This window comes from Tsuneonella flava (assembly GCF_002870965.1).
Taxonomy (GTDB): domain Bacteria; phylum Pseudomonadota; class Alphaproteobacteria; order Sphingomonadales; family Sphingomonadaceae; genus Tsuneonella; species Tsuneonella flava.
The window spans coordinates 16,824-39,118 of the sequence record NZ_PHSO01000010.1 but is presented as its reverse complement, the minus strand read 5'-3'; the positions used below and the strand labels follow the sequence as shown (position 1 = coordinate 39,118).

20 protein-coding genes, 1 tRNA gene and 1 pseudogene are annotated in these 22,295 nt (G+C 56.6%); 5 read left to right on the top strand and 17 right to left on the bottom strand.

Going from position 1 to position 22,295, the window contains the following annotated elements; genetic code table 11:
- Positions 1–44: 44 nt before the first annotated feature.
- From CV013_RS14260 to CV013_RS14225, 8 genes are all read right to left on the bottom strand, one after another.
- A complete protein-coding gene (locus CV013_RS14260) occupies positions 45–497 on the bottom strand; it encodes a hypothetical protein (protein ID WP_123640023.1) in 453 nt (150 codons plus the stop codon).
- 10 nt (positions 498–507) lie between these two features.
- Positions 508–2,046: a putative porin gene (locus tag CV013_RS14255; RefSeq protein ID WP_157935788.1), complete on the bottom strand. Its 1,539-nt coding sequence runs from the start codon at positions 2,044–2,046 to the stop codon at positions 508–510.
- Between the two features lie 90 nt (positions 2,047–2,136).
- Positions 2,137–3,756, bottom strand: a complete 1,620-nt coding sequence (locus CV013_RS14250; protein ID WP_190276575.1) for a ShlB/FhaC/HecB family hemolysin secretion/activation protein — start codon at positions 3,754–3,756, stop codon at positions 2,137–2,139.
- A gap of 89 nt (positions 3,757–3,845) precedes the next feature.
- Positions 3,846–4,547 carry an energy transducer TonB family protein gene (locus tag CV013_RS14245; RefSeq protein ID WP_102156371.1) on the bottom strand — a complete coding sequence of 234 codons (702 nt, stop codon included), beginning with the start codon at positions 4,545–4,547 and terminating at the stop codon, positions 3,846–3,848.
- A complete protein-coding gene (locus CV013_RS14240) occupies positions 4,544–4,951 on the bottom strand; it encodes an ExbD/TolR family protein (RefSeq protein ID WP_102156370.1) in 408 nt (135 codons plus the stop codon). The genes CV013_RS14245 and CV013_RS14240 overlap by 4 nt, the downstream gene beginning before the upstream one ends.
- 27 nt (positions 4,952–4,978) lie before the next feature.
- A complete protein-coding gene (locus CV013_RS14235) occupies positions 4,979–6,748 on the bottom strand; it encodes a DUF2341 domain-containing protein (protein ID WP_102156369.1) in 1,770 nt (589 codons plus the stop codon).
- Between the two features lie 601 nt (positions 6,749–7,349).
- Positions 7,350–8,330, bottom strand: coding sequence for a FecR family protein (locus CV013_RS14230; RefSeq protein WP_190276574.1), 981 nt, complete (start codon positions 8,328–8,330; stop codon positions 7,350–7,352).
- Between the two features lie 16 nt (positions 8,331–8,346).
- A complete protein-coding gene (locus CV013_RS14225; protein WP_102156367.1) occupies positions 8,347–8,826 on the bottom strand; it encodes an RNA polymerase sigma factor in 480 nt (159 codons plus the stop codon).
- 272 nt (positions 8,827–9,098) lie between these two features.
- Here CV013_RS14225 and CV013_RS14220 point away from each other — a divergent pair, with 272 nt between their 5' ends.
- From CV013_RS14220 to CV013_RS14210, 3 genes and pseudogenes are all read left to right on the top strand, one after another.
- Complete coding sequence (locus CV013_RS14220; RefSeq protein WP_102156366.1) at positions 9,099–10,049, top strand: IS481 family transposase; 951 nt, start codon at positions 9,099–9,101, stop codon at positions 10,047–10,049.
- A gap of 45 nt (positions 10,050–10,094) precedes the next feature.
- A pseudogene (locus CV013_RS14215) lies at positions 10,095–10,226 on the top strand (transposase); the annotation flags it as partial.
- 74 nt (positions 10,227–10,300) lie between these two features.
- Positions 10,301–11,472 (top strand): IS3 family transposase gene (locus CV013_RS14210; protein WP_408057060.1). Its coding sequence is split into 2 segments (ribosomal slippage): positions 10,301–10,553 and positions 10,553–11,472, totalling 1,173 coding nucleotides; the frame shifts between segments, so codons are not numbered across the junction.
- Here the strand turns inward: CV013_RS14210 and CV013_RS15595 are convergent.
- From CV013_RS15595 to CV013_RS14200, 3 genes are all read right to left on the bottom strand, one after another.
- On the bottom strand, positions 11,426–11,755 hold the full coding sequence (locus CV013_RS15595; protein WP_123640020.1) for a DEAD/DEAH box helicase family protein: 330 nt from the start codon (positions 11,753–11,755) through the stop codon (positions 11,426–11,428). The genes CV013_RS14210 and CV013_RS15595 overlap by 47 nt on opposite strands.
- Positions 11,756–11,862: 107 nt before the next feature.
- A complete protein-coding gene (locus CV013_RS14205) occupies positions 11,863–12,795 on the bottom strand; it encodes a DUF6528 family protein (RefSeq protein WP_102156364.1) in 933 nt (310 codons plus the stop codon).
- 66 nt (positions 12,796–12,861) lie between these two features.
- Positions 12,862–15,567, bottom strand: a complete 2,706-nt coding sequence (locus CV013_RS14200; protein WP_102156363.1) for a TonB-dependent receptor — start codon at positions 15,565–15,567, stop codon at positions 12,862–12,864.
- Positions 15,568–15,814: 247 nt separating this feature from the next.
- Here CV013_RS14200 and CV013_RS14195 point away from each other — a divergent pair, with 247 nt between their 5' ends.
- Together CV013_RS14195 and CV013_RS14190 are read left to right on the top strand one after the other, a co-directional pair.
- Positions 15,815–16,726: a LysR family transcriptional regulator gene (locus tag CV013_RS14195; protein ID WP_102156362.1), complete on the top strand. Its 912-nt coding sequence runs from the start codon at positions 15,815–15,817 to the stop codon at positions 16,724–16,726.
- 6 nt (positions 16,727–16,732) lie between these two features.
- On the top strand, positions 16,733–18,007 hold the full coding sequence (locus tag CV013_RS14190; RefSeq protein WP_102156361.1) for an MFS transporter: 1,275 nt from the start codon (positions 16,733–16,735) through the stop codon (positions 18,005–18,007).
- 224 nt (positions 18,008–18,231) lie between these two features.
- Here CV013_RS14190 and vapC read toward each other — a convergent pair whose 3' ends face one another.
- The 6 genes from vapC to mltG all read right to left on the bottom strand — a co-directional run bounded on the left by vapC (position 18,232) and on the right by mltG (position 22,294).
- Positions 18,232–18,621, bottom strand: coding sequence for a type II toxin-antitoxin system VapC family toxin (gene vapC / locus CV013_RS14185; RefSeq protein ID WP_102156360.1), 390 nt, complete (start codon positions 18,619–18,621; stop codon positions 18,232–18,234).
- Positions 18,618–18,812, bottom strand: coding sequence for a type II toxin-antitoxin system VapB family antitoxin (locus CV013_RS14180; protein WP_102156359.1), 195 nt, complete (start codon positions 18,810–18,812; stop codon positions 18,618–18,620). Before CV013_RS14180 ends, vapC begins: the two co-directional genes overlap by 4 nt.
- A gap of 397 nt (positions 18,813–19,209) precedes the next feature.
- Positions 19,210–20,457 (bottom strand): tyrosine-type recombinase/integrase, encoded by a 1,248-nt coding sequence (locus CV013_RS14175; RefSeq protein WP_123640019.1) that lies wholly within the window; start codon positions 20,455–20,457, stop codon positions 19,210–19,212.
- Between the two features lie 172 nt (positions 20,458–20,629).
- Positions 20,630–20,706: transfer RNA gene (locus CV013_RS14170), tRNA-Met, on the bottom strand.
- A 68-nt stretch (positions 20,707–20,774) separates the two neighbouring features.
- Positions 20,775–21,296: a 2'-5' RNA ligase family protein gene (locus CV013_RS14165; RefSeq protein WP_102156357.1), complete on the bottom strand. Its 522-nt coding sequence runs from the start codon at positions 21,294–21,296 to the stop codon at positions 20,775–20,777.
- A gap of 35 nt (positions 21,297–21,331) precedes the next feature.
- Entirely contained in the window at positions 21,332–22,294 is a 963-nt protein-coding gene (gene mltG / locus CV013_RS14160; RefSeq protein WP_102156356.1) for an endolytic transglycosylase MltG, read from the bottom strand.
- Position 22,295 lies beyond the last annotated feature (1 nt).

Below are 22,295 nucleotides of genomic sequence, written 5' to 3'. Positions count from 1 at the left end.
TTCCTGTTTAAAATGCTTGTCATCCAGGAGGGAATGGAGGTCGATCAGTTCGACCCTGCGGCCTCTTGGTCCAATTTCTGTTGAACACTGGGGGGAAGCGTCTCGGGGTAAATTCGAGCGGCATGCGCGCGATCGACATAGTCCTGCTGAAGATTTTCCATCTTCACCCGTTGGGTCTGCAGGAAAGGCTCGACAGACCGCTTGCTCAACCCTTGGTCGATCACTTCGCGGGTAATGGCGAACAGCTCGGCGTTACGCTCGATCCCGAGCGCGATCAGCTCGTCCTTGAGCGCGATGTCCGCGCGCAAACGCTCAACCTCTTTTCGTGCATTGTCGGCGATCCGGGTCATGCGGCGCAGTTCTTCTTCCTTGCGCTCCAGCTGCTCCGCTGGATCAAGGGAGATTGGTGTCGCCACCTTTTCCGAAACGGCCCCAGGCGTCTCGGCGAAGGCAGGGGAAGCAAAAAGCACGAGAACCATGAAGAGTGTCTTTTTCATGCCCGCCTCCTCAAAACCGCGTGTTCAGTTCGACCTGAACCACATCGACCGAAAAGGGCGCTCGTTCGATCGAGTCCGACGACAGCCAACGCACTCCGAGAGAGGTGTTCTTGTGAACGCCGAAATAGGCTTCCAGTTGATAGCCTTCGACATCGGTGCCCCCGAGGCCAAAATCTGAATCCGTGAAGATGTCGAGCACGGCATCCGTTTCGACGTGACGATATCCAGCAGCTACCTGCCATTGCCCGAATTCCGAGATAACAGGGTAGCCGACTTCAAGGCGCGTCAACCAACCAAGATCACCGGGTTTGACGCCTTGCTCACCACCGCGCAGCGCGTTGATCGTCGCTCTATCGAGCGCCAGATTCTTCACGACCTCGCCGGACAATTTGAACGTCAGCGGGCCGGACCGGTAACCGACCTCCGCCGTACCCGACAGCAACTCATATTCCGAGGCCAGACCGACCAGAGTGGTCAGGCCATCGGTGCGCATGTTGAAGTTGGAGTTGCCCTTTGAAACATAGGCTGGCGCGCTCCAGTCATTGATGCGCGAGCCGTCTGCCGGGTTCTTCAGGCTCTGAATATTCTCATAGTAATAATACCCCGCGCCAAGCTTGGCGAAGAAGGAATCCTTCGAGCCATAATGAATGCCAATCTGGCCTGCATAGAGGTTGGTGTCGTCATAAATTTCGCGTTCCTGCAAGGGAAAGAACCCGCCCGTTGCAAAGACGCCAAGTCCTCCGCCGATCTCGCGATCGACACTCAGCGCGACACCTTCCGGATTAATGTCTTCATCCCACACCAGGCTGGTGGAATAGAAAGGATTAGGCATGCGGCCTGCGACGATATGTGCGCCCTGAATTGGCTCGATGTCGACAAAGGCACGATCGACCCAGAGCGTGTTGCGATCAAAGTAATTGCCGAAAGTGGAATTTGTCGAAATGGCACCAGGTTCGTCGCCAGAAGCCAGGCGCAAACCGACCTGAATGCCATCTGCTACCCGCGCATCGATGCCGATGCGTGCACGATAATTCACACGCTTGCGATCAAAAGTGGAATTGAGCAGCGGGAAGTTTGAATTGGATACGCCGCCCGCCTGATTGATGGCATTACCATCGGGAAAGGACGGAAAGTTATTATCGCTGAAATTGTCGAACTGACCACGCACCCGAAGATCGCCTGAAATCCGTACCGCCTTCACCCAATCGGGAAGCGTGTTCGGCGAAACCCACCCTTCGGATTTTGCCGTCTTCACCACATCGTCGCGAACGGCCTCCCTGATCTCATCCCGGACGGTTTCCGGGACATAAGGGACATTGACGACATCCTCAGCCTTGGCCGCAGCATCAGCTTCGGCACGCAAAGCTGCGTTCTGCCGGGCCTTGTCGAGAATGGCCTGAGCCTTGTCGAAAGGAATAACCCCTTCATCGACCAGAAGCTGGAGAATTTCGACACCCACTTCGTCCGTAGCCTGCGCCATGGCAGGTGACGGGAGAAGCATGATCAGCGCCATCGCTGAATTACCCAGAAGTGCTTTTGTCTTGAACATTTCGATCCTCATTCGATGTGGCGCACAGCCGCTCCGGCCACCGCCTGAAACTAATGACTTAACCTGCGAGAGAGCCCGACTTTCCGGGCATCAGAACTCTTCCCAGATACGGAACTGGATACGGAAGTTGTCGAAGTCCGAGAGCGTCGACTCTTCGCTGACCAAAGGTCTGGAGAGGTTCACGGCTGCATTGAGGCCATGGTCGAGTTGAAGCCTCAAACCACCGCCGACGCTCAGCAGCTTCATATGTTCGTCTTGCACGCTGAGCGGGTCGTAAATTCGCGCGTAGCCGCCATCGACGAAGCCAAAGACGCGCAATTGCTTGACGAGGCCGGAATTCAGCAGGGAAGGCGTGTCGATCTGAAACTGGCCGGAAACGCCGTCATCGCCCAGATTCATGCTCTCATAATAGCCGCGAACGCTATCATAGCCCCCGAGCGAAAACTGCTCGTTGGAAATCAGCGGTTCACCAGCATATTGCCATTGCACTGACCCGCCGATCCGCCAGCCACTCCGCAGCTTGCGGGTGTAACCGAAATCTCCGCGCAGAGCTGACCAATTGGCGTTGGCGTTGTAGCGCTTGTACCGGAACTCGAGATCATCAGCGGCAAGTCCGCGAAGGCCAAAGGCAGCGCCGATCCCGAAATCGAGATCATAGGCCTGCGTCCGCTTCGATAAGGCATAGCGGAGCATCAGAGGCATGTAATCGATAGGCGTGTAGGCGGCTCCTTCCTCGTCCTCGGAAAGGAGGTTTTCCTTAAAGTTCTTGTAGTCCAACCCGGCAGTGAACTGGTGGACCGTTGGCCTTGTAGGGTCGCCGGAAATCTTCGAATAAATCGCCCGCAGACCGAGAATGTCACCCTTGCCGAGCACATTGATCCCGCTCAGCGCGGCCACGTCGCTGTCGGTGTGGATGCCATAGCCGACCAGCGTCAGGTCGGTGCCCGGAACGGGGGCGGCATAGGATGCCGAGACCGCCCAGGACTGGCTTGGATCCTGCGGACTGATCTGGCCCTGCAGACTCAGACTATGATCGAGCTGGAAAAGGTTATTGTAGGTCAGCGAGCCGGAGAGCTTCAGGCGCTTCGTACTAGAACTTGCCCGGTCATTAAGCTCCAGCGTGCCATGCAAAGGCACCTTATCTTCGACCGTAAGGTCGATATCAACGGTGCCGGGCTCCAGGCCAGCGCGCAAGGTAGGAGCTATCACACGGTCTTGCGACCTGTTCACCGCAGCTAGGTCGCGCGACAATTCATTATAGTTGGGAACCTCGCCTTCCTTGAGGGAGGGAACCCGTTTCTTGATATCTTCCGGCGAGTAATAGGTTGCGCCATCAACCCTGAGGCGCCCAATCCGCATCTCTGCAACCTTGAGGCGGATATTTCCGTCCTTCACTTCCTGAGCGGGAATAATGACATTGACTGTTTCAAAGCCCTTTGCGTGATAGGCCTCCATCAGCGCCTTGCGCGCCTGATCAACGTCGGAAAGCGGCCTTTGCGGTCCAAGCCAGGGCATGAGAGCCTGTTCGATTTCCCTGGCCGACAGGACGCTGTTCCCTTCAACCTGATAGTTCAGGATATCGACCAGCCGCTCGGTCTCTGGCGTGGATGTGGACGGGGCGTCCCTTGTCGCTTCCTGAGCGTGAAGCGCCGGAGCAAAGACTGAACTAAAGGCCAGGGCACTTACACAGCCCGCCATGCGAAATATCATCGGAATACTCCGTAAGACTTGTCTCGGCAGGACACGTGCGGCGTGAACCGGCATAGGTCGCAAACCTGCCTGAAAGGGGAACTGACTGATCAACTTCGCCTCATGTCGATCGTCGCATGGGTCGTGGCGGAGCGATCGGCCGGACGTGGAACGGAGAGCGGCGGCAAGTTGCGCAAGACTTCACGGATAGCCGCATCAAGTTCCCTATCACCGGTAGAGTTGCGCAAGCTGGCCTGAGTGAACTTCCCGGCATCAGAGATGACGACCGTCACATTGACCGATCCCTTGGCAACCCGGGTCCTGGGATCCCGCATCAACGCCCGGCGAATATGTCCTTCGACATAAGCGCCCCACTGGCCGCCACCGCCTCCTCCCGTACCCCGTCCGAACATTCCGCCACCGCCACCGGCCGCCAAGCGGAAGTTGTCCGACCCGGCATCCGCCGGACGATCAAGGCCCGCCAACTGGTTCGATGCCGTATCGCTCGGAGCGTCGGAGGGGTTTTCATTCGGCTGTTCATTCGGTGTTTCGCTGGGAGGCTGCTCGTTTGGCTCAACGATCTCCTCTTCATCTTCCATGATCGGATCTTCCAGCTCGGGCTCGGGTGGTGGCGGAGGTTGAAGCATGTCAATCCTCGTCACGACCCGTTCCTGGCGGACAGGAAGATCAGCATCAGGCCAGAGCAGCCAGGCCAGCACCGCGATCAGTGCAAGCGGCACCACCACCGCTGCAACCTGACCGGCACCTCCAAGCCGCCCAGCCTTTTTGGGGATGGGAGCAAGCTCGCTCATGACGGCCGGGCCTTCTCGCTGACCAACCCAAGCTGGCTGATGCCGACCCGGTTGCACACATCCAGCACCTCCATGATGCGGCCATATTGTGTGACGCGGTCTCCCTTGACGACGACCGGGAATTCCTCGGTCGTCGCCTTGAAGGTCCGCAATTGGGATTCCAGCTCATCGAGCGTTACCGCAAAGGTATCGAGATAGATCTGCCCCTGATCGTCGATCGTGATCGCCTTGGTCGTCGGCTTGGCAAGGCTCACCGAGGAGCTTGCCTTGGGCACATTGACCTTGATCCCCTGCACCGCTGCCGTTGTCAGCAGAATGAAGATGATCAGCAGCACCAGGGTGAGATCGACCATCGGCGTGACGTTGATCTCGTCATAGGGCTTGCGCTTTTTCTGGACCTGCATCGCCAGTCTCCTCGTATGTGCGAAGGGTCAGGCGGATGCGACTGCAACCGGGCCAGGACGATAGGTTTCGGCCAGCCGCTTCTCGAGTTCGTCGACAAAGACCTGATTGTCGGTCTCAACCTTCTCGACGCGAGAAAGCAGCCAGTTGTAACCGAACAGCGAGGGTATCGCGACCGCGAGACCGGCGACCGTCGCGAGCAGTGCTGCGGCAATACCCGGCGCGATTGCGTTGATATTGACGTCCCCAGCTGCGGCCACGCCGGCGAAAGTGATCATCACGCCGATGACTGTGCCGAGCAGCCCAAGAAACGGCCCACCGGAAATTGCAATGGTCAGCAATACCAGCTTCGCATTCAGCTTCTGCCCTTCCCGGGCAAGCTGGGCATCCATCGCCGCGCGAATGGCCGCCACCGATTGCGGCGCCAAAGCGAAAGCTTCCTTCGACCGACGGCCTTCGACAAGGCGCAGTCGCGCTTCGTCGCGCCCCGTTTGGAACAGGCGGCCAAGGGTAGAGCCTTCTTCCCATGTCAGGTGATCATTCTTGACCAGCCCGTCATGCATACCGGCATCGGCATTCGCGCGGCTGAAACGATCGCGAAACGCAGTGTTGGCCCGTTCGATCCGGGACAGCAGCATGCCCTTGCTGATCATCACGGCAATGGCGATCACCAACATCACCGCAAGAATCGCGATCACGACCCATGCGTCGAGCGTCAGCGCGCCAAACAGAATACCCAGATAATTGTGGCCGCCGCTCTCACCGGCCGCCTGCGCTTCGCCGGTCAGCTGCACCACGGTGGCGTCACGTCCTTGCGATTTGGCCGCCAAAGCAATGAAATCGGCGGAGCGCGAGGAATTGGCGCGCCATACTTCGTCGACATCCCCCATAAAGCCAGGGAAAGTACCATTGGCCCCGACAATCTCCGCACCATCCAAAGCGGGAAGATCCGCCTTCAGCTGCGCGGCTTCGCTGCCATTGACATAAAGGCGCACGATGCCATCGCCCGCTGTAACCGCCAGATGAGCCCAACTCCCCGAGGCGAGTGGAGCTTGCCCTGAGGCTTCAGCACCATTCACGCTGACATAGGGCACCGCGCCGCGCAGTCCGATCATCAAACGAGAAGAACCATCCCCCAATTTGGTGTAGACGGAGGCCTCGGCCGGTAGTTCATTACCCGGCTTGATCCACACCGAAACACTCATCGCTCCACCAGCGGCAATGGTAAGAGACTGGCTGGGGCTCACCTCCATCCGGCTGTCGGCGCCGAAGCGAGCGCCACCTGCTACAAGCCCCTCGGCTATCGGTTGAGCAGAAAAATTGCCGATTGTGTTGGCATTGGCGGTTTCATCACGCGGGCTCGCACCGTTGGCGAAGTGGACCACCAGGGACTGCTCACCATCATAGGTATCGGCAGAGGACAGGGCGCCTGAAGCTTCGCCATTGCCATAATAGGCATAGATTTTCTGACGCTCGGACGAGACCTCAGGCAGTTTCACCCAGGCAAGCGCGATTTCAGCCTGCCTGTCGAAGCTTTCGAGATGGAATTCCAGAGGCGTCCCGCTGGATGTCGTAAAGCGCAGATCGCTACCGTCATCCTTCAGACGCGTGAAATCAACATTCCCCGCATGCAAACGGACCAAAACTGGAACGTTATCAACTTCCCCGGAGACCACACCGTCAGGATTGACGGCAATCTCCTGCCGATACCCCCAGTCATCATTCCACCAGTCTTGCGCCGATGCCGCTCCAGGCACAGCCAACAGTATCGCGCTTAACGCGACCAACACTCGTTTCATTTCCCCCGCTCCAGATTTGAGGAATGGATAAAGACCCGCCACCCGACCGATCCAAACGACAAGCACGCTCACCGTTCACATGAACGACGCACGCGGAACCTCAGCCACAAACGCTGGCAGAGCCCCCTCTTCCAATCAGGAAGAGAGGCGACACCACTAACCGCGGCCAAAATTCAATTTTTCAAGGAAGGCCAAATCAAATAATTAGAACCACACCCTGCACATGGGCCGTCTAATTTTTTAATATTACAGATTCAGGACTCTAATAAATTTAATAGAAATAAATATAGATCGTGATTATATTTATTTTAAAACAAAACATGCGCTCCAAGATTTTATCTTGGAGACGTTATTTTTATTACACGTCTGTCTTTTTCATTAAAATATTAATGAAGGGTCACTGCCAACCCCTACACCCTCAAGGACGCTAGGAAGCTTCAAACCCGCATCAGATTTTTTGATTGTCAAAATTTGAGCGGCTAGACAGGCAACAAAAAGGTGCCGGCCCGTTGCACTGGCCTCAAGCAGCCGACACGAGTCCCCGCCCCCACCTTCAGGCCGAAGACAAGAGGGAGGCTATCAACTTTGCTAAACGAACCGGTCAGGGGGTAATCAAATACCGATCATCGTGGCGTTCAAGGCGCAACCCACATATCCTAGCCAGAATGTGAGCGAAACGCTCCGTATCAGCGACGCGGAACACACCGCTAACGCGACATTTTGCGACATTGGCAGAAGGACCAAACGCAATCGTCTTTTGACCATAGCGGTTCATCTCGCCGATGGCTCCAACGGCGGATGCATCCTGGAGGACAAGCCTTCCATCACGCCACGCCGTTACGGCGCTGAGCGATGGCTTATCCACGGCCGTGGAACCGGTAGTCCCGATACGGACCCGCTGCCCCGGCGTCATAATGAAGCTCGCCCTTCCCTCCCGCTCGGGATCGACAACAACCTTGCCGGAAAGCAGGGTGACCTCCATTGCATTGCCACGATCTCGAACAACGAACTTTGTTCCCAGCGCGGTCACTGTGCCGAGATGTGTCCGCACAACAAAGGGACGCCTTGGATCCTTACTCACCTCGAACAAGGCCTCGCCACGATCCAGCGTGATCAGACGCTTGTCGTCGGTGTAACGTGCCGCCACCTTGGAATTTGTGTTGAGGATCACACGCGAGTGATCGGGAAGGGATGCAATCTGTCGCCCGCCGACCGACGTTTCGAAAGTCAGCGGATTGTCGAACGGATTCAATCCGACAAAAATAAAGATCAATGCAGCGACCGCCGCCGCAACCCATGCAGGCCACCACAGGCGTGACCTTGCACCACTAGAAGCAGAATTTCCTGGCTCATCATTAGCGGCCTGCGAGCCTGACGTTGCCTTCTTCCCATCATCATAGAATGATAAGGCCGCAACCTCACCCAAATCCGACCAAAGCACGTCCATCTCCGCCAATGCGGTAGCATTGGCAGGTCTTTCGGCACGCCATTGGGAGAGCCCCGCGTGCGTTTCCGGCGCACATGCACCATCGCCCAGACGAGCAAACCATGCCGCCGCTTCAGCTTCCGCTTTCCCGGTCAAAAGCTTCCAGGCTCCATCAATAGTTCCGCATCCAGACCGAAAGGAACAGCATTGCCTTGGCAATGCGCTTTTCAACCGCGCTGACACTCACGCCATCCCGCAAGGCGATTTCCCTCATCGACAAACCCTCGATGCGCCTCGCTTTAACCATCGCACGGGTCTTGGGATCCAGCCGCTCAAAGCCTGCAACCAGATGCTCCAGCCGGCTCCTGCCGATTGCAACTCGTTCAGGATCTGGTGTCTCATCGACAAGCAGAAGGTCATCGACCGGCTCCGACACCACATCGAAACGCCTCGCGCGCCGATTGGCATCAATCGAGAGATTGACGGCAGTGCGCACCAAGAACCCCTCCTCTCGGCCGACTTCATTGTCCTTGCGATATTGCAAAAGACGAAGGAAAGCTTCCTGAACCAGCTCTTCTGCGTCGGAATCTGAAATCCCGCGTTTCTTCAAAAGAGCACTTAATCGCGGTGCGAATTTTCTGAAGAGCGACATGGGATTCAATTATCCGACCCATTACACATGACCTGCGTCGTGCCAGTTGCACGTGACAAAATAAATTCATTCACCCCTCGCAGGCTTTCATGGCACCAGCCGAAAATCAGTTAGAAAGTTACTCAGCCTCAAGGACGTTGGAGCCAGCCAAACCCGCATCAAATTTTTTTGGCTGCGCCGAACGGGAACGGAGCTGTCAACTGAATAACCCCTAGGTGTTTAGTCCCAGCATGTGATGGTGTAAGTTTATCACCATCGCAGCGGAGGTTTCTATGGGACAGATTCTACACGGGTGCGCCAAGACCACGCACGCCATTCGAAGTGAGCTACAGCGATCGCAAGCTTCGGTCGCGAGCCTCGCGAAGCGATACGGGATCAATGAGAAGACCGTTTTGAAGTGGCGCCACCGGCAGTCGGTCGAAGACATGCCAATGGGACCGAAGGAGCGGCGCAGCACGGTTCTTTCGCCCATGGAAGAAGCCGCTATCGTGGCGCTGCGGGTGCAAGCGCGACTCCCGCTCGACGATGTCTACATCGCGCTCAAGGACGCGATCCCGCACCTGACACGCTCTTCCCTGCATCGCTGCCTGCAAAGGCACGGGATCAGTCGCCTGCCCAAGGCCGACCGAGAGAAGCCGAAGAAGTTCAAGGATTACGAGATCGGCTACTTCCACATCGATATCGCCGAACTGCGTTACGAGGGCGGCAAAGCCTTCATCTATGTCGCCGTCGATCGCACATCCAAGCTGGTCTTTGCGCGCATCTATCGTCGTGCCACCAAGCTGATTGCCGCCGGCTTCCTGAAGGCGCTGATCCGGTGGGTGCCTTACAAGATCCACACCATCCTGACCGACAACGGCGTCCAGTTCATCCAGCGCGAACGTGGCGCAAAGGGTCTGACCTTCCCGCATATCTTCGGTCGTGTGTGCCTGGAGAACGAGATCGAGCACCGGCTGACCAAGCCATATCACCCGTGGACCAACGGGCAGGCCGAACGCATGGTCCGCACGATCAAAGAGGCAACCGTTAAATCCTTCCACTATGCCTCGATCCAGGAACTGCGCAGACACGTGAGCGACTGGCTGATCGCCTACAACTTCGCCAAGCAGCTCAAGGCGCTCAAGTTCAGGACACCATACGAAGCCATCGAGGAACTCTGGAAATCAAAGCCAGATGTCTTTATCGTCGAACCCAACCATCACATGCCGGGACTAAACACCTAGATTTCTGGACGCCTTCTATCCTAATTTTGAGGACAGGAGACGACGATGGGGAAGCCCAATTTCAGTTATGATTTCAAGCGTGATGCGGTGGCTCAAATCACCGAGCGTGGCTATCGGGTGGCGGAGGTATCCGAGCGGCTCGGAGTAAGCCCACACTCGCTCTATGCCTGGAAGCGCCAGTTCGGGTGGTCTGAGCCCCTAGATTTCGTCCAGAGATAAGGAGAGTCCGGCCCTCACAAGGAGACGGACGAATGAAGCGGAGCAGGTTCAGCGAGGAGCAGATCATCGCTGTTTTGAAGGAGCAGGAGGCTGGGATGGCGACGGCGGATGTGTGCCGCCGTTACGGTGTCAGCTCGGCGACCTTTTACAAATGGAAGTCGAAGTATGGCGGCCTGGAGGTGTCCGATGCCCGGCGGCTACGCCAGTTGGAGCAGGAGAACGAGCGGCTGAAGAAGCTGCTGGCGGACTCGATGCTCGACAACGCCATGCTCAAGGAGATCAGCGCAAAAAAATTCTAGCGCCCGGTGCCAAGCGGCAGGCGGTGGCTCATCTCCAGGAGGTGTTCGAGGTGAGCCAGCGTCGTGCCTGCGGTGTGCTGGGCGTGGACCGGACCATGGTGCGCTATGTCAGTCGTCGGCCCGACGATGCAAAGGCGCGCGAGCGCATCCGTGAGCTAGCCTGCCAGCGCCGTCGGTTCGGCTATCGGCGACTGCACTGGCTGCTGTGCCGGGAAGGATGGGCGATGAACCACAAGAAGTTCCGACGGCTCTATCGCGAGGAGCGGTTGCAGGTGCGCCGTCGCGGTGGTCGCAAGCGGGCCTTGGGCACGCGGGCGCCGATGATGGTCCCGCACGGCCCCAATCAGCGCTGGAGCCTCGACTTCGTGTCTGACGCCTTCGCTTGCGGACGCAGGTTCCGGATCTTCGCCGTGGTTGATGATTATAGCCGAGAGTGCGTCCGACTGATCGCCGACACATCGATCTCCGGCGCCAGGGTCGGGCGGGAGCTCGATGCAGCGGTCTTCGAGAGGATGGCGCGGCCCCACATGATCGTCAGCGACAATGGTACCGAACTGACCAGTATGGCGATCCTGCGCTGGTCGAAGGAACGCAATGTCGAGTGGCATTACATCGCGCCCGGCAAGCCCTACCAGAACGGGTTCATCGAGAGCTTCAACGCCAGGCTCAGGGATGAGTTCTTGAACGAGACGATCTTCACCAGCCTCGCCCATGCCCGCCAGGAACTGAAAGCCTGGCGATACGACTACAACCACTTCCGACCCCACTCCAGCCTCGGGAACCGAACCCCGGCGGAGATAGGGGCAGGATTAAGCGGCAAACCGTATCGGGGGCATGCCCCCGATACGGTTGTTGCCATCACGCCCAAACATGGGCATCGAAACGGCCCAAGGCTCTACTCGTAGCTGGTAGAAACTTCGGGCTCAGACCACGCCCGGTCTCGGATCCGACGGTACATAGGTCGAGATCGAGCTTCCAGTCCGAATGGAAACCGTGCTTTTTCAGTTCCGTGTCGCGGAACGAAGCGCCTATCGAACGCTCAGGCACAGCGACCAGAACTTTCTTCACTTCCGATGTCCGCAATTTCTCAAGCCCCACGAACATGGCCGCGCGCGATTTGCCTGATGCCGGCGGTGACTTCACCAGCAGGTGCTGAGCATCGACCTTGTCCCAGACGCGGGCCTGCATCGCCCGCCCGCCGAGGCCGAAGCCAATTACTATGCAGCCCTCGAGACTCTCGATATGGCTGCCTAAGTCAAGCCGAATAGCCTCCGAAAAACCCGGGACGCTTCAGGCTATTCTCCGCCGATCCAGCGAACCTTGTAATATCTCTTGTTGACCGGAAAGATCATATCCACGTCATCGTGGATGAGGCGCAGATTGTATGACCACCAGCTGCCCGAATCCGCCTTGAGCCAGACAATGGCACCAGAATTTCTGTTCGTTGACACGGATTTGACCTGTCTTTGCCCAGAAAGTTGAGGATGCGCCACCACCGACTCGTCCGACTCATCGAAAAGCCAAGTCTGCGACGCAGTCGATATGTGGAATTGATCCGAGCAAGGTATTTGAGAAAGGTTGTGTCCTTCTCCTTCCGGCAGGGTGATACGCCGCACCAGATTAAGATCAGGGCTTTCACTATCCCAATTGACCAGCTCATATATGTCGATCTCCTCGCTCGCGAGCGCGTAGAGCCGTTTGGACTTGCTATCCCAATGGACACCGTGCCCAGCTGACAGGGGTTTCTCGATAAGTAGTTTCCCCATCTCCCGACCATCGAATATCTGGAGTGTGTCACCTCCGTGAGAATTGGCGACGGCAATGCGGCCTCCTGGAAGGAAGTCTGCCGAATGGGCATTCCGACTCACGCCAAGCTGGAGGAAACGTTTGCCCTTCCGGTCAATCAGCCCCACTCCGTCGGTTGACGCGGTTATCAGGATGGTGTCTCCACCATCAACGGATTTACATTCATCAATGTGATGAAAAAGCTCGAAGAACCGGTCCAGATCGGCGATTCCCGAATAGTCCTCGGGCTTCCAAAACCAGCTCTCTTCAAGCGTTTTTACCTGAGGATCATATGTAAAAATCGAGACATTGCCCCACCCACAAGCAAGGAAACTCTCCGTATCATTTCCGCGGTCAATTCTCGCGGGCACTTCGTGAGCTGTAGCGAGACCGGAAAACAGCAGCGCACACACGGCAAACGACAGACGCACGATCTTCTTCATGGAGGCACTTTCGTCAAAACAGGGGCGCTGCGACCGCTTAGCGACCGCAGCGCTTTCCCTTGATCATCAGTATTTGAAGCTCACACCGAAAGTGAAAGACCTTTCGTCAAGCCGCACATTGGTCGGCAAATCCTTGCGCTCCTCCGTATATTCATACTTCGTTTCCTGAAGCAGATTGATGGCCTTGAAGCGGAGGCTGATATTGTCGTTGACGTGATAGTTGAAGGAATAGTCCAGCTGACCATAGGCATCCCGATAAACGGGATGACCGCCCCAGGGGTTGAGCTGACGCAAATATTCTGAGCGCCAGTTATAAGCCAGACGTGTATCGACCTTGCCTTTCTGGTAATAAAGGATCGCGTTAAAGCTACTCTTCGACAGGCCCGGCAGGGTGACGGAATACTGATCTTCCGCGAAGGAAAATTCGGCGTTGCTGTCCGCGTAAGTGAAGTTGAACTGACCGCCAAATCCATCAAGCGGAGACGGCAGGAAACTGAATGGTGTCTGGATGTTGAATTCCAGACCGGTGACCGTGGCTGTATCGCCATTCACAGGAATGGCCATGCTGACTTCGGCAACGGAGGTTGTTCCATCAGGATTCTCCACCTCAACGTCGACCATCTCACGCCGGACTTCGACGAGCGAATCCATCTTCTTGTGGAAGAATGCCAGGCTGACGAGCCCTTCGTTGCTGAAGTACCATTCCGCCGAGACGTCGAAGTTCCAGGCCGTTAGTGGATCAAGGCCCGGGTTCTTCGCGCTGCCGGTCAACGTATTGATATTGAAGGACGCTTCGGGTGACATATCCGTCAAGAGTGGGCGGGTGATCGTCCGGCCCGCGCTGGCGCGCAGGTAGAAATCGTCGCGCAGGCGATATTTCAAGTTCAGGCTTGGCAGCCATTCGCTGTAGTCCCGGACAAATTCGACAGGGATCGTTTCTTCGTCCACAAGCCAGCCAGTGTTGTTGGCAAGCCCCCCTACAACCCGGTGCCCCGAAGACGTAACTTCGGTCTTCACAAACCGAACACCAGCATTGCCCGACAGACGATCTGTGCCGAACTTCGCCTCAAGGAAACCGGCATAAGTCTCCTCACTGATCCTGAAGCTGTTCGCTTCGCGCATGACCCGATCCGCTTGCTCAGTGCCATAGGTTTCAGAAACAAATCCGGCGAGTGCATCGTAATCGACAAAAAAGATCGTGCTGGGATAGGAAGACGGCGCACCGGGAACGTGCCAGGGCAAATAGCCCGCGACACCTGGAGCGGCGAGAGAACTCGCCACATCAATGCTGTTGGGCACAGATGTGTGATTCCAGTCCTGTTGCTCGCGGGTGAAGTCCTGCACTGTATCCGAATATCGTCCACCAATGCGGACCTCTTGCAGAAAACCGTCAAATTCGCGTCCCACATCAAATTTGACCGAAAACTCGTCGTTGATCTGGGTGTAGAATTTGTCGGAAAGGAAGCGCAGCTTTGGATAGGAAGCCGGATCCATCGGATCTATGGCTTCACCGTTATTTTCGTAAACACCGTCACCGTCGTGGTCAGGAATCACGCTGCCAACGATGAAGTCGCCCTCCAAGGCCCATTCGATAGCACCCTGATCCAGGCCAAAGCCGGTTTCGTAAAGATCTTCCTTGCCTTCCCCCTTGGTATAGCCAATCTGCGCCAAAATATTCCAGCGATCCGCGAAGTCAAAATCGCCTGTCAGGCTGTATTGTTGAAGCGTGTCGGTTCGCGGGCGCTCCTTAGAATAGACCCGCGGATTGCCGCCGCCATAAGCTGAACCAGCGACGGCAATCCCATCTTCGATCGTCAGGTCGTAATATTCGGAATTCTTGCCGCCAAAGATATCCTGGCGGAGGGAATAGCCATCCCGTTCCAGGCGGCCGTAGATGGCGCTGGCCGTGATAAGGCTGGTTTCATTAGGTGCAAACTGAATGTCCAGGGTCGCACCAAGCCGCTTCAGGTCTTCGGCCTGCTTTGTCCGCATGGGCACCGGCGCATACCACGCTTCCAGTTCCTCTTCAGTGACACCAGTCGGTGAGCCTGAGCTGCGGAACGCCAGATCGGCCCAAGATCCGCCAACTTCATAAGCGTCCTGATTGATTGAGTTTTCCGAATAAGCCAGTGATGCGGCGATACCGAAACGATCATTCCAATTCTGACTGATCAGCAATGCCGCACGCGGCAAAAATTCATCGGCCACTTCGGCATAGGTGCCATTGGCTGAGCTGGCAATTGTAAAGCCGTCTTTATCGAGTGGTTTCGGTGTGACCAAATTCACAATGCTGGCCGTGCCGCCTTCCGTCCGGCTTGCCGATGCGGTCTTGTACACTTCCGCTTTCGAAAAGAGTTCGGAGGCGAGAAGCTTGAAATCAAAACCGCGATTGTCCTTCGATGTCAGTGCCGTCAGACCGTTCACTTCGGTACGCGTATATTGGGAGGTGAAGCCGCGCACGATGATTTCGCTGCCCTGGCCCTGATCACGCTCGATAGTGATGCCCGGTATGCGTTGCAGCGCCTCTGCCACATTCTGATCGGGAAACTGGACGATATCCTCTGCGACAATGGCATCGACCACGCCAGTCGCATCACGCTTGATGCCCAAGGCTGTTTTCAGAGAGCCGCGTGTTCCGGTGACGACAATAGCGTCCGCCTGGAAATCGACTTTGGCGGTCGCATCATTCTCTTCGGTCGCGTCCTGCGCATAGGCTAGGGACGGGCAGAGTGCGACGGCACTCACCGTCACCATTAAGTGCTTGAAGTTCATCTCGGTTACCCCGCTAAATCTGATCCGTTGCACCAGGCAGTTTCGTCAGGATTGGCCTGCGACGACCCATGCCGCGGTCACAAATCCCCCTGCCGATACGGGGCGCCATCTGTCCCTTTTACGCGTCGAGTTGAAATGCTTAGCGGCGCTAGCACTATGCCTGTCAGGCAATAGCGTCACCGGTATGTCACAAAGCTCTGGGTAGAGGGGCTATCTACTATGCCTTTTATGCAATTTCGAGAACGCCGTGGCGATCAACCTCACTCATCTGCGCACTTTCTGGGCTGTCGCGACTTGCGGCGGTTTCGCCCCGGCGGCTCGTTTCCTAGGCGTCGGGCAACCAACCCTCACGCGTCAGATCAAGGAGTTGGAGGAAGGCTACAGGATCGTCCTCATCAATCGCCAATCGCGTACGAAGACTCTGACTCCGGAAGGGGAGCTGCTCCTGCCAATCGTGCGCAAGGTCTTCGAAAATGTGAATCAAGCTGAGACCTTCCTCAAACAATATGCAACGACCAATCTCCGCATTGGCACGGTGACCACTATCGCTACCTCCAAAGTCATCGATCTTCTGAAGACATCCGCACCCGATGCGAAAGTCGCGATCTCCATGGGCCCCAGCGAATATGTCCGAAGCCTGCTACTCGAAGAGAAATGTGATATCGGCATTCTGACTCTTTCTGGCGAACACGACGCTTTGGAAACTGTGGAGATTGGACGATATCCACTCTTAGCCATTTTCCCACCATGGCATCCACTTTTGGAAAAGGACGAAGTCTCGATCCTGGACCTGGCCGATGAACCGATTGTCGCTGGTTCAAGCGCTGCACAAACGCGGCTGATTATCGACGAACTGGCGCGCCAGCGTGGTTTTGCTCTCAATATCGTGCAGGAAGTCGATGAACCGAAGATGATCATCGAGATGGTTCGGGTCGGCTTTGGCGTCGGTGTCATGGGCTATACTGGAATAGCCGAGCAGGGGATCAAAATGGTCCGGCAGATCACTGATACAAGAGAGCTGATACCGGTTCACATCGCATGCCTGAAGGTTAACCGACGCGCGCGCCTAACCAACCAGATCCTCTCGCTAGTACAATATAACCGTTCCGGCTTCTCGGTGCAGGCGCTGGAAGATTTTTCAGCGCAGAGCTTGCGGTGATCCAGAATGCGATTTTGGGAACAAGTATCGTTCAGCGGGGTCAGTTTCAGCAAGAGTCTGCTATGGGGTGGATCGGAATATTTCCTCCTTGCCTATCTTGTGATCATTCTCGGTTTGCCGCCGAAGCTTGCCGGTGCTGTGATCTTTGCATCCCTCGTTTATTCCGCGCTTGCTGATCCCATTCTTTCCATGTTGCTTGCCATGCGAAAGAAAGCGCGGAGTTTGTCCGTCCTCATGCTGGCTGGTGGCGTCCTCAGCTGCATTAGTTTCGGGGCACTTTTCGCTCTCGGCATGTGGACTAACAACAGGCCGGACCTGATCTGGGTTGTATCGCTGATCTTTTTATTTCGGACAGCTTATGCATTGCTGGACCTTCCGCACAATTCAATGCTGGCGACACTATCGGCCTCCCCATCCGAAAGAAGCTACCTGGTTGCACAACGAAACATCTTCGGTTCGGCAGGACGTATCGTCATCTCGGTCTTGCTTGTAGGATCGATTGTTACGGATGGTGGTGACGCAAGGATGGTTGCAATCGACGTCACAATTCTTGCCGTGATGAGCTGTGTATCTCTGCTGAGCTTCTTCCCCGTGATTAAGGTACGCGAGCAGCAAACGCTAGCCATGGCCAAGCCTGATAATGTCTCGCTTAAGAGCTTAAGAGAAATTTTCGCACATCCGCAGTTTGTCATGGTCTTGTTTACAAGCTTTATTGCGCACTCCGCCTTCCCCGCCTTGGTCCAGGGGCTTCCCCTTGTTCTCGCGGAGAATAGCGAGGTCACATCTCCTAGATTGCTTCTCACCGTATTCACCGCAGCGCAGGCAGGAAGCGCAATTTTCTGGGCCTTTGCATCGAGCAGAATGGGGAAACAAACAATCCTGCTAATCAGCTCCATGCTCTTTTCATTTGCATGTTCGCTGGCCTTCATCAGCGCGACCGAAGATTCCGTTTCCTCGACAGCCCTTCTGATCGTGAGCTTGATTGGTGCTGGCTATGGTGGTGTTTTCAACTCCATATGGAGCATAGTGCCTGATACTTTATCGTCAGAAGAAACAATACCGTCTATAGCCGTTGCTGGCTTTGCGCTTTTCACTTTCACCAACAAGACAGCACTTGGCTTTTCAGCTTTTTTGACTGGCTGGATCGGAGGCATGGATGACACCTGGGTATCGCATCTCCCCCCTGTAGCTGCCGCCACTTTCCTGCTGCCGACGCTGGGTGGTCTGATCGTCACCTTGATGGCAGGCTTGTTGTCGTATGGTCGGAAGGGCAGCTATTGAAGTTTCATTGGCTCCCAATAATGCTAGGCAATCTAGTGGCAGTACCATCCTCACCATTCATGAATTGTGATCTCCGGCAATCCTCGGAGCATTTCAGTCCGCACGTCCCGAGCCCCTTCAGAGCAATTGCAGTGCATGGTCGGGGTGGCAAGTCACTTTCGTATTTGCAATTCTAACAAAATTCAATTCGGGCAACTTGGAACAAGAATGTGGTGAAACAATCATCATACGGTCTGGAGACCGAGATGCTCTTTGAAAGGATCAAAGTCTCGATCAGAGTGCAGTAAGGCAACTCCGGACTCGATGCAGCGCGTCGCGATCAACGTGTCGATCGTCTTGCGCACGGTGACGCCCAATGACCTGAGAATCCGGAAGTTCCGTGCTGCCTGTATGGCGATTTCACGGCCGCCAATCTCAATCAGATCGAGCGATCCGAGCAATCGGTGCGCCTGGTTGAAATCCCGCTCGCTCGTAAAACCCTGCAACACTTCGGTCAGGATGAGATCGCCGATCAGTACGGGCTCGTTGCCTAGCAGGGCATCCAGCCGATCGGCTTCCGGAGATACTGCGCCTCTGAAAAAATCGATCCAGACGCTTGAATCGACTAGAATCATATGTCGGATCGCATGGCGTCCAGATCCCCTTCCCAAGCAAGTTTGCCACGGGCATTACGGATTTGCGCTTGCGAGCGAAGTTTCAAGAGCGCCCGTAAGCCGGCTTCCACCGCTTCCCGCTTGGTTTTGAGGCCGGAAGCCCGAAGCGCCTTGGCCATGAGGTCATCATCGATAACAATGTTGGTGCGCATGATGTGTATCCTTTAACATCAGATTACACATAATCTATCCGCGCCAGGGTTTCAATGGACATCTGGCATCCATTGAAGACTGCTATGGTGCGCGGAGCATGGCATGACTGCGGGCGGGTGACCTTCCGGTTTGTCCAACGTTCCCGACATTGAACGGCGACGCACTACGTCGCAGACCGTTAAAAACATGTGACCGCTTTTGTGTTATGCCCCATTGTGCAAACATAAGACTTGCTGGGGACTTTTCTTAATAATCTACGCGAAGGAATACGGACAGGTGATTGATTTATAATATTTTTGCTGGACTCTTAATCAGCAGTTCGCTGTTGAAGATGCGCGCCCGATAGGAAAGAACGGACGGCCACCTCCCAATTCGGGTGACGACGTGGCCGCTTCCTCAAAGAGGTACATCCAGTGCGGAAGCAGCCCCTGCCTTCACTGCGATGGCAACCAAAAATTCCTCCCAAGCGGCAAACCCTTTCGCTCTCAGTCCGAACTCCATGTTCCTGTCGTAGATGCCCTCGAGACCTTTACGTTTATGGTTGAGCATCAATTCTGCGATATCCCGATCGATACCAATTCGTCGGGCATGTGATCGAAACGTGCGACGTAGGTCATGGAAATGCCACCGGGGCACTTCCATCCCGGCCAACCGCTCCATCCGGCTGTGAACCCTGTCCCGGGCCTTGAACCACCCGAACAGGTGCGGCCCGTCTATGCGAGGAGATGCGAAAAGCCATTCTTGGTTAGCCTGCGCCAGACTGCGTCCCCATGGCCCTAATGTCACATGGTTCGCTTCACCATTCTTCGATCGCTCGGGCGGCAACGTCCAAACACCATCTGCAATTTCACTCGAACGGGCTCCGAACAATTCGTTGCGCCTTGCGGCAGTCAACAAGAGCAAAATGAAGCCTCGGCGATAGCGAAGCTCCTCATCGACGAGCGCCTGGAACAGCCAACCCAGTTCATCCTCATTCAAAAAGCGCTTATTCGCCTTCGGCCCCGTGCAAAACCAATTCGAGTTCAACGTCGGTGCGGGATGAGCCGCCAACTCGATTCCCGCCATCCGGCCCTCCCGCCCCGAACACCAACGCAGGAAGCAGCTCAATTCTCCGGCCATTTTGTTTGCGCGAACCTTCGACGCCTTTGCCTTGTCGTAGACGGCATCCCAGCACTCGTTCTCGGTGAGCTCTATGAGCGACCTCTTCCCCAGACGTGGATCGATGTCCCTCGTGAAGATTACGTCCTTGTCGTAGAGTGTGCGAGGCTTGAGCACCCTTCGGTCACCACGCCTCATCGCTTCCATATAGATCGCATGAGCTTTCGCGACCGTCAGGGTCTTCCTTGCCTCCTCGATTCGCATGGCAACTCGGGGATCCTCCCCTCGCTCTACAGCGGAATTCAACCTGCTGGCCCACTCACGCGCATCCGGAATAGTGTGAGCTGGATAGGTGCCAAGCGTGAGCTGCACGATCACCCCCGACTTCGCGATGCGCCTCCGGTACGTCCAAGTCTTCTTACCGGCGGCGCTAACAATCACACAAAGCCCGGCCACCAACGGATCGGAACGCCTGCCAGAACAGAGCATATCAAGGCTCGAAGGATTGAAATTCTGGGCTTTTCCCATGGCTACCTCGATCAACACGAGGCGAGAAAACAATAGCACAAATCATAGCACAACAGGCGTCCAAACCGGTCGAAAGCTGACCAGGTCTGTCCAACTCAAGGACGCATGCATGAGGACGATTGCGATCATCTCCAACACCTCAATGCGGCGGAAAACCGCCATTTTGCGAGGTTTGAGATGATTCGCGAAATGGTAGCGGAGGAGGGACTCGAACCCCCGACACGCGGATTATGATTCCGTTGCTCTAACCGGCTGAGCTACTCCGCCCCAATCGGGCACTGCGGCGTCTGTTGGCGCCGTGCAGGCGGCGCATTTAGGGCGGGGATCGCGCGCGGTCAACCGCGGAATGACCACTGTTTTACAAACTCCCACGGTCCGCCCCGATATCGGTGCAGCGCCAACCCGGTAAATGCGAATGGGCGCGGCTCTATCGCCCCCGCCAGTTCGGCCTGCAAAGCCCGCGCACGATGCGGGCTGACCTTGTTCTGGATGGTGATGTGCAGGCGTGGCACGGCCATGTCCTGCGGCGTCAGCAGGCCATAAAAGCGATCCGCCAGCCTTTCCCTCAGCGCCAGCAGCGCCGCGCTTTCCAGCCGCAGAGCGGTGCCTCGCCCCAGGTTCATCAATCCATCGAGGCGTGCGGCGAGCGGGGCCGCCTTCGCCTCCTGCGCCAAGGCGTCGCGCAGTTCGCTTTCCAGACTGGGCGGCAGCGCGTGGAACAGCGTGACGTGGGCGTTGAGCTGGTTACGTTCCGGCGGGAAATGCGCGGTGCGGAGCCGATCGGCCCGCGATTGCAGCCATTGCGGCAATTGCGCGGTCACGATCAGCGGAGCCGGCGCGGACGGGTCGAACGACATCGCCGCGCCGCCCCTGTCGCTGCCCCTTGGCGCGATCAGTCCATCTCCCCGCGCTCGCGGCGAATGGCGAACCACTTGTGTACATTGGCGTTATGCTCAGCCAGCGTCTGCGCGAACCAGTGCCCGCCTTTGCCGTTGGCAACCATGTAGAGCGCCCTGGTGTCCGCCGGGTGGAGCACTGCCTCGATGCTCTCCCTTCCGGGGTTGGTGATCGGCCCTACGGGCAGCCCGCGCATGGTATAGGTGTTGTATCCGTTGACCGCTGCGATCTCGCTCTGGCGGATGCGGCGGCCCAGCGGCTTGCCCTTGGTGATGGGATAGATAATCGTCGGGTCGGCTTGCAGCGGCATCCCTTCCCGCACGCGGTTGGAATATAGCCCGGCAACTTGCTTGCGCTCGCTGGCGACGCCGGTTTCCTTTTCGACGATTGCAGCGAGCGTCACCGCCTCTTCTGGCGTTTTGACAACGATATTCTTGCCCCGTTTCGACCATGCTTCGGCCAGAAACGCGTTCATCGCGGTCTGCATGCGCGCCAACACCCGTGTACGCGGTTCGCCGCGTTCGAAGTTATAAGTATCGGGGAGGACCGATCCCTCTTCCGGCACCGGGATCGGGCCGGTCAGCAGCGGTTCGGCCATCAGGCGTTCGTACACCATAACCGAGGGCATCCCTTCGGGGATAGTGACGAACCGCTGAATCACCTCGCCATGCTGAAACTGGTCGAGGATTTGCGACGGGCTCGATCCGGCCGGAACGAGGAATTCGCCCGCCTGCACCGGATCGCTGCCGCCGAACACCTTGGCGCGCAGCAGGAAGCTGTCGGCCGATGCGATCAGGCCTTTATCTTCCAGCTTGCGTGCGACTTTGGTCAGCGTGGCGCCATCGGGCACGATGAACGAAGTGTCTTTCGGCACATTCGCTGCGCCGTACCACCCGTGGGCGAACCACGCGAAAGCCAGCGCCGCGACGAGCGCCGCCGCCAGCACCAGCTTCTTCACG

Excerpts from the sequence above, each read along its gene's own strand:
- CV013_RS14220 (WP_102156366.1), top strand. The coding sequence starts at position 9,099 with ATGGGACAGATTCTACACGGGTGCGCCAAGACCACGCACGCCATTCGA.
- CV013_RS14235 (WP_102156369.1), bottom strand. The coding sequence starts at position 6,748 with ATGAAACGAGTGTTGGTCGCGTTAAGCGCGATACTGTTGGCTGTGCCT.
- CV013_RS14240 (WP_102156370.1), bottom strand. The coding sequence starts at position 4,951 with ATGCAGGTCCAGAAAAAGCGCAAGCCCTATGACGAGATCAACGTCACG.
- CV013_RS14165 (WP_102156357.1), bottom strand. The coding sequence starts at position 21,296 with ATGTCGTTCGACCCGTCCGCGCCGGCTCCGCTGATCGTGACCGCGCAA.
- CV013_RS14245 (WP_102156371.1), bottom strand. The coding sequence starts at position 4,547 with ATGAGCGAGCTTGCTCCCATCCCCAAAAAGGCTGGGCGGCTTGGAGGT.
- CV013_RS14200 (WP_102156363.1), bottom strand. The coding sequence starts at position 15,567 with ATGAACTTCAAGCACTTAATGGTGACGGTGAGTGCCGTCGCACTCTGC.
- CV013_RS14225 (WP_102156367.1), bottom strand. The coding sequence starts at position 8,826 with ATGTCGCTCTTCAGAAAATTCGCACCGCGATTAAGTGCTCTTTTGAAG.
- CV013_RS14180 (WP_102156359.1), bottom strand. The coding sequence starts at position 18,812 with ATGCGCACCAACATTGTTATCGATGATGACCTCATGGCCAAGGCGCTT.
- CV013_RS14250 (WP_190276575.1), bottom strand. The coding sequence starts at position 3,756 with ATGATATTTCGCATGGCGGGCTGTGTAAGTGCCCTGGCCTTTAGTTCA.
- CV013_RS14255 (WP_157935788.1), bottom strand. The coding sequence starts at position 2,046 with ATGTTCAAGACAAAAGCACTTCTGGGTAATTCAGCGATGGCGCTGATC.
- vapC (WP_102156360.1), bottom strand. The coding sequence starts at position 18,621 with ATGATTCTAGTCGATTCAAGCGTCTGGATCGATTTTTTCAGAGGCGCA.
- CV013_RS14205 (WP_102156364.1), bottom strand. The coding sequence starts at position 12,795 with ATGAAGAAGATCGTGCGTCTGTCGTTTGCCGTGTGTGCGCTGCTGTTT.
- CV013_RS14260 (WP_123640023.1), bottom strand. The coding sequence starts at position 497 with ATGAAAAAGACACTCTTCATGGTTCTCGTGCTTTTTGCTTCCCCTGCC.
- CV013_RS14190 (WP_102156361.1), top strand. The coding sequence starts at position 16,733 with ATGCGATTTTGGGAACAAGTATCGTTCAGCGGGGTCAGTTTCAGCAAG.
- CV013_RS15595 (WP_123640020.1), bottom strand. The coding sequence starts at position 11,755 with ATGCAGGCCCGCGTCTGGGACAAGGTCGATGCTCAGCACCTGCTGGTG.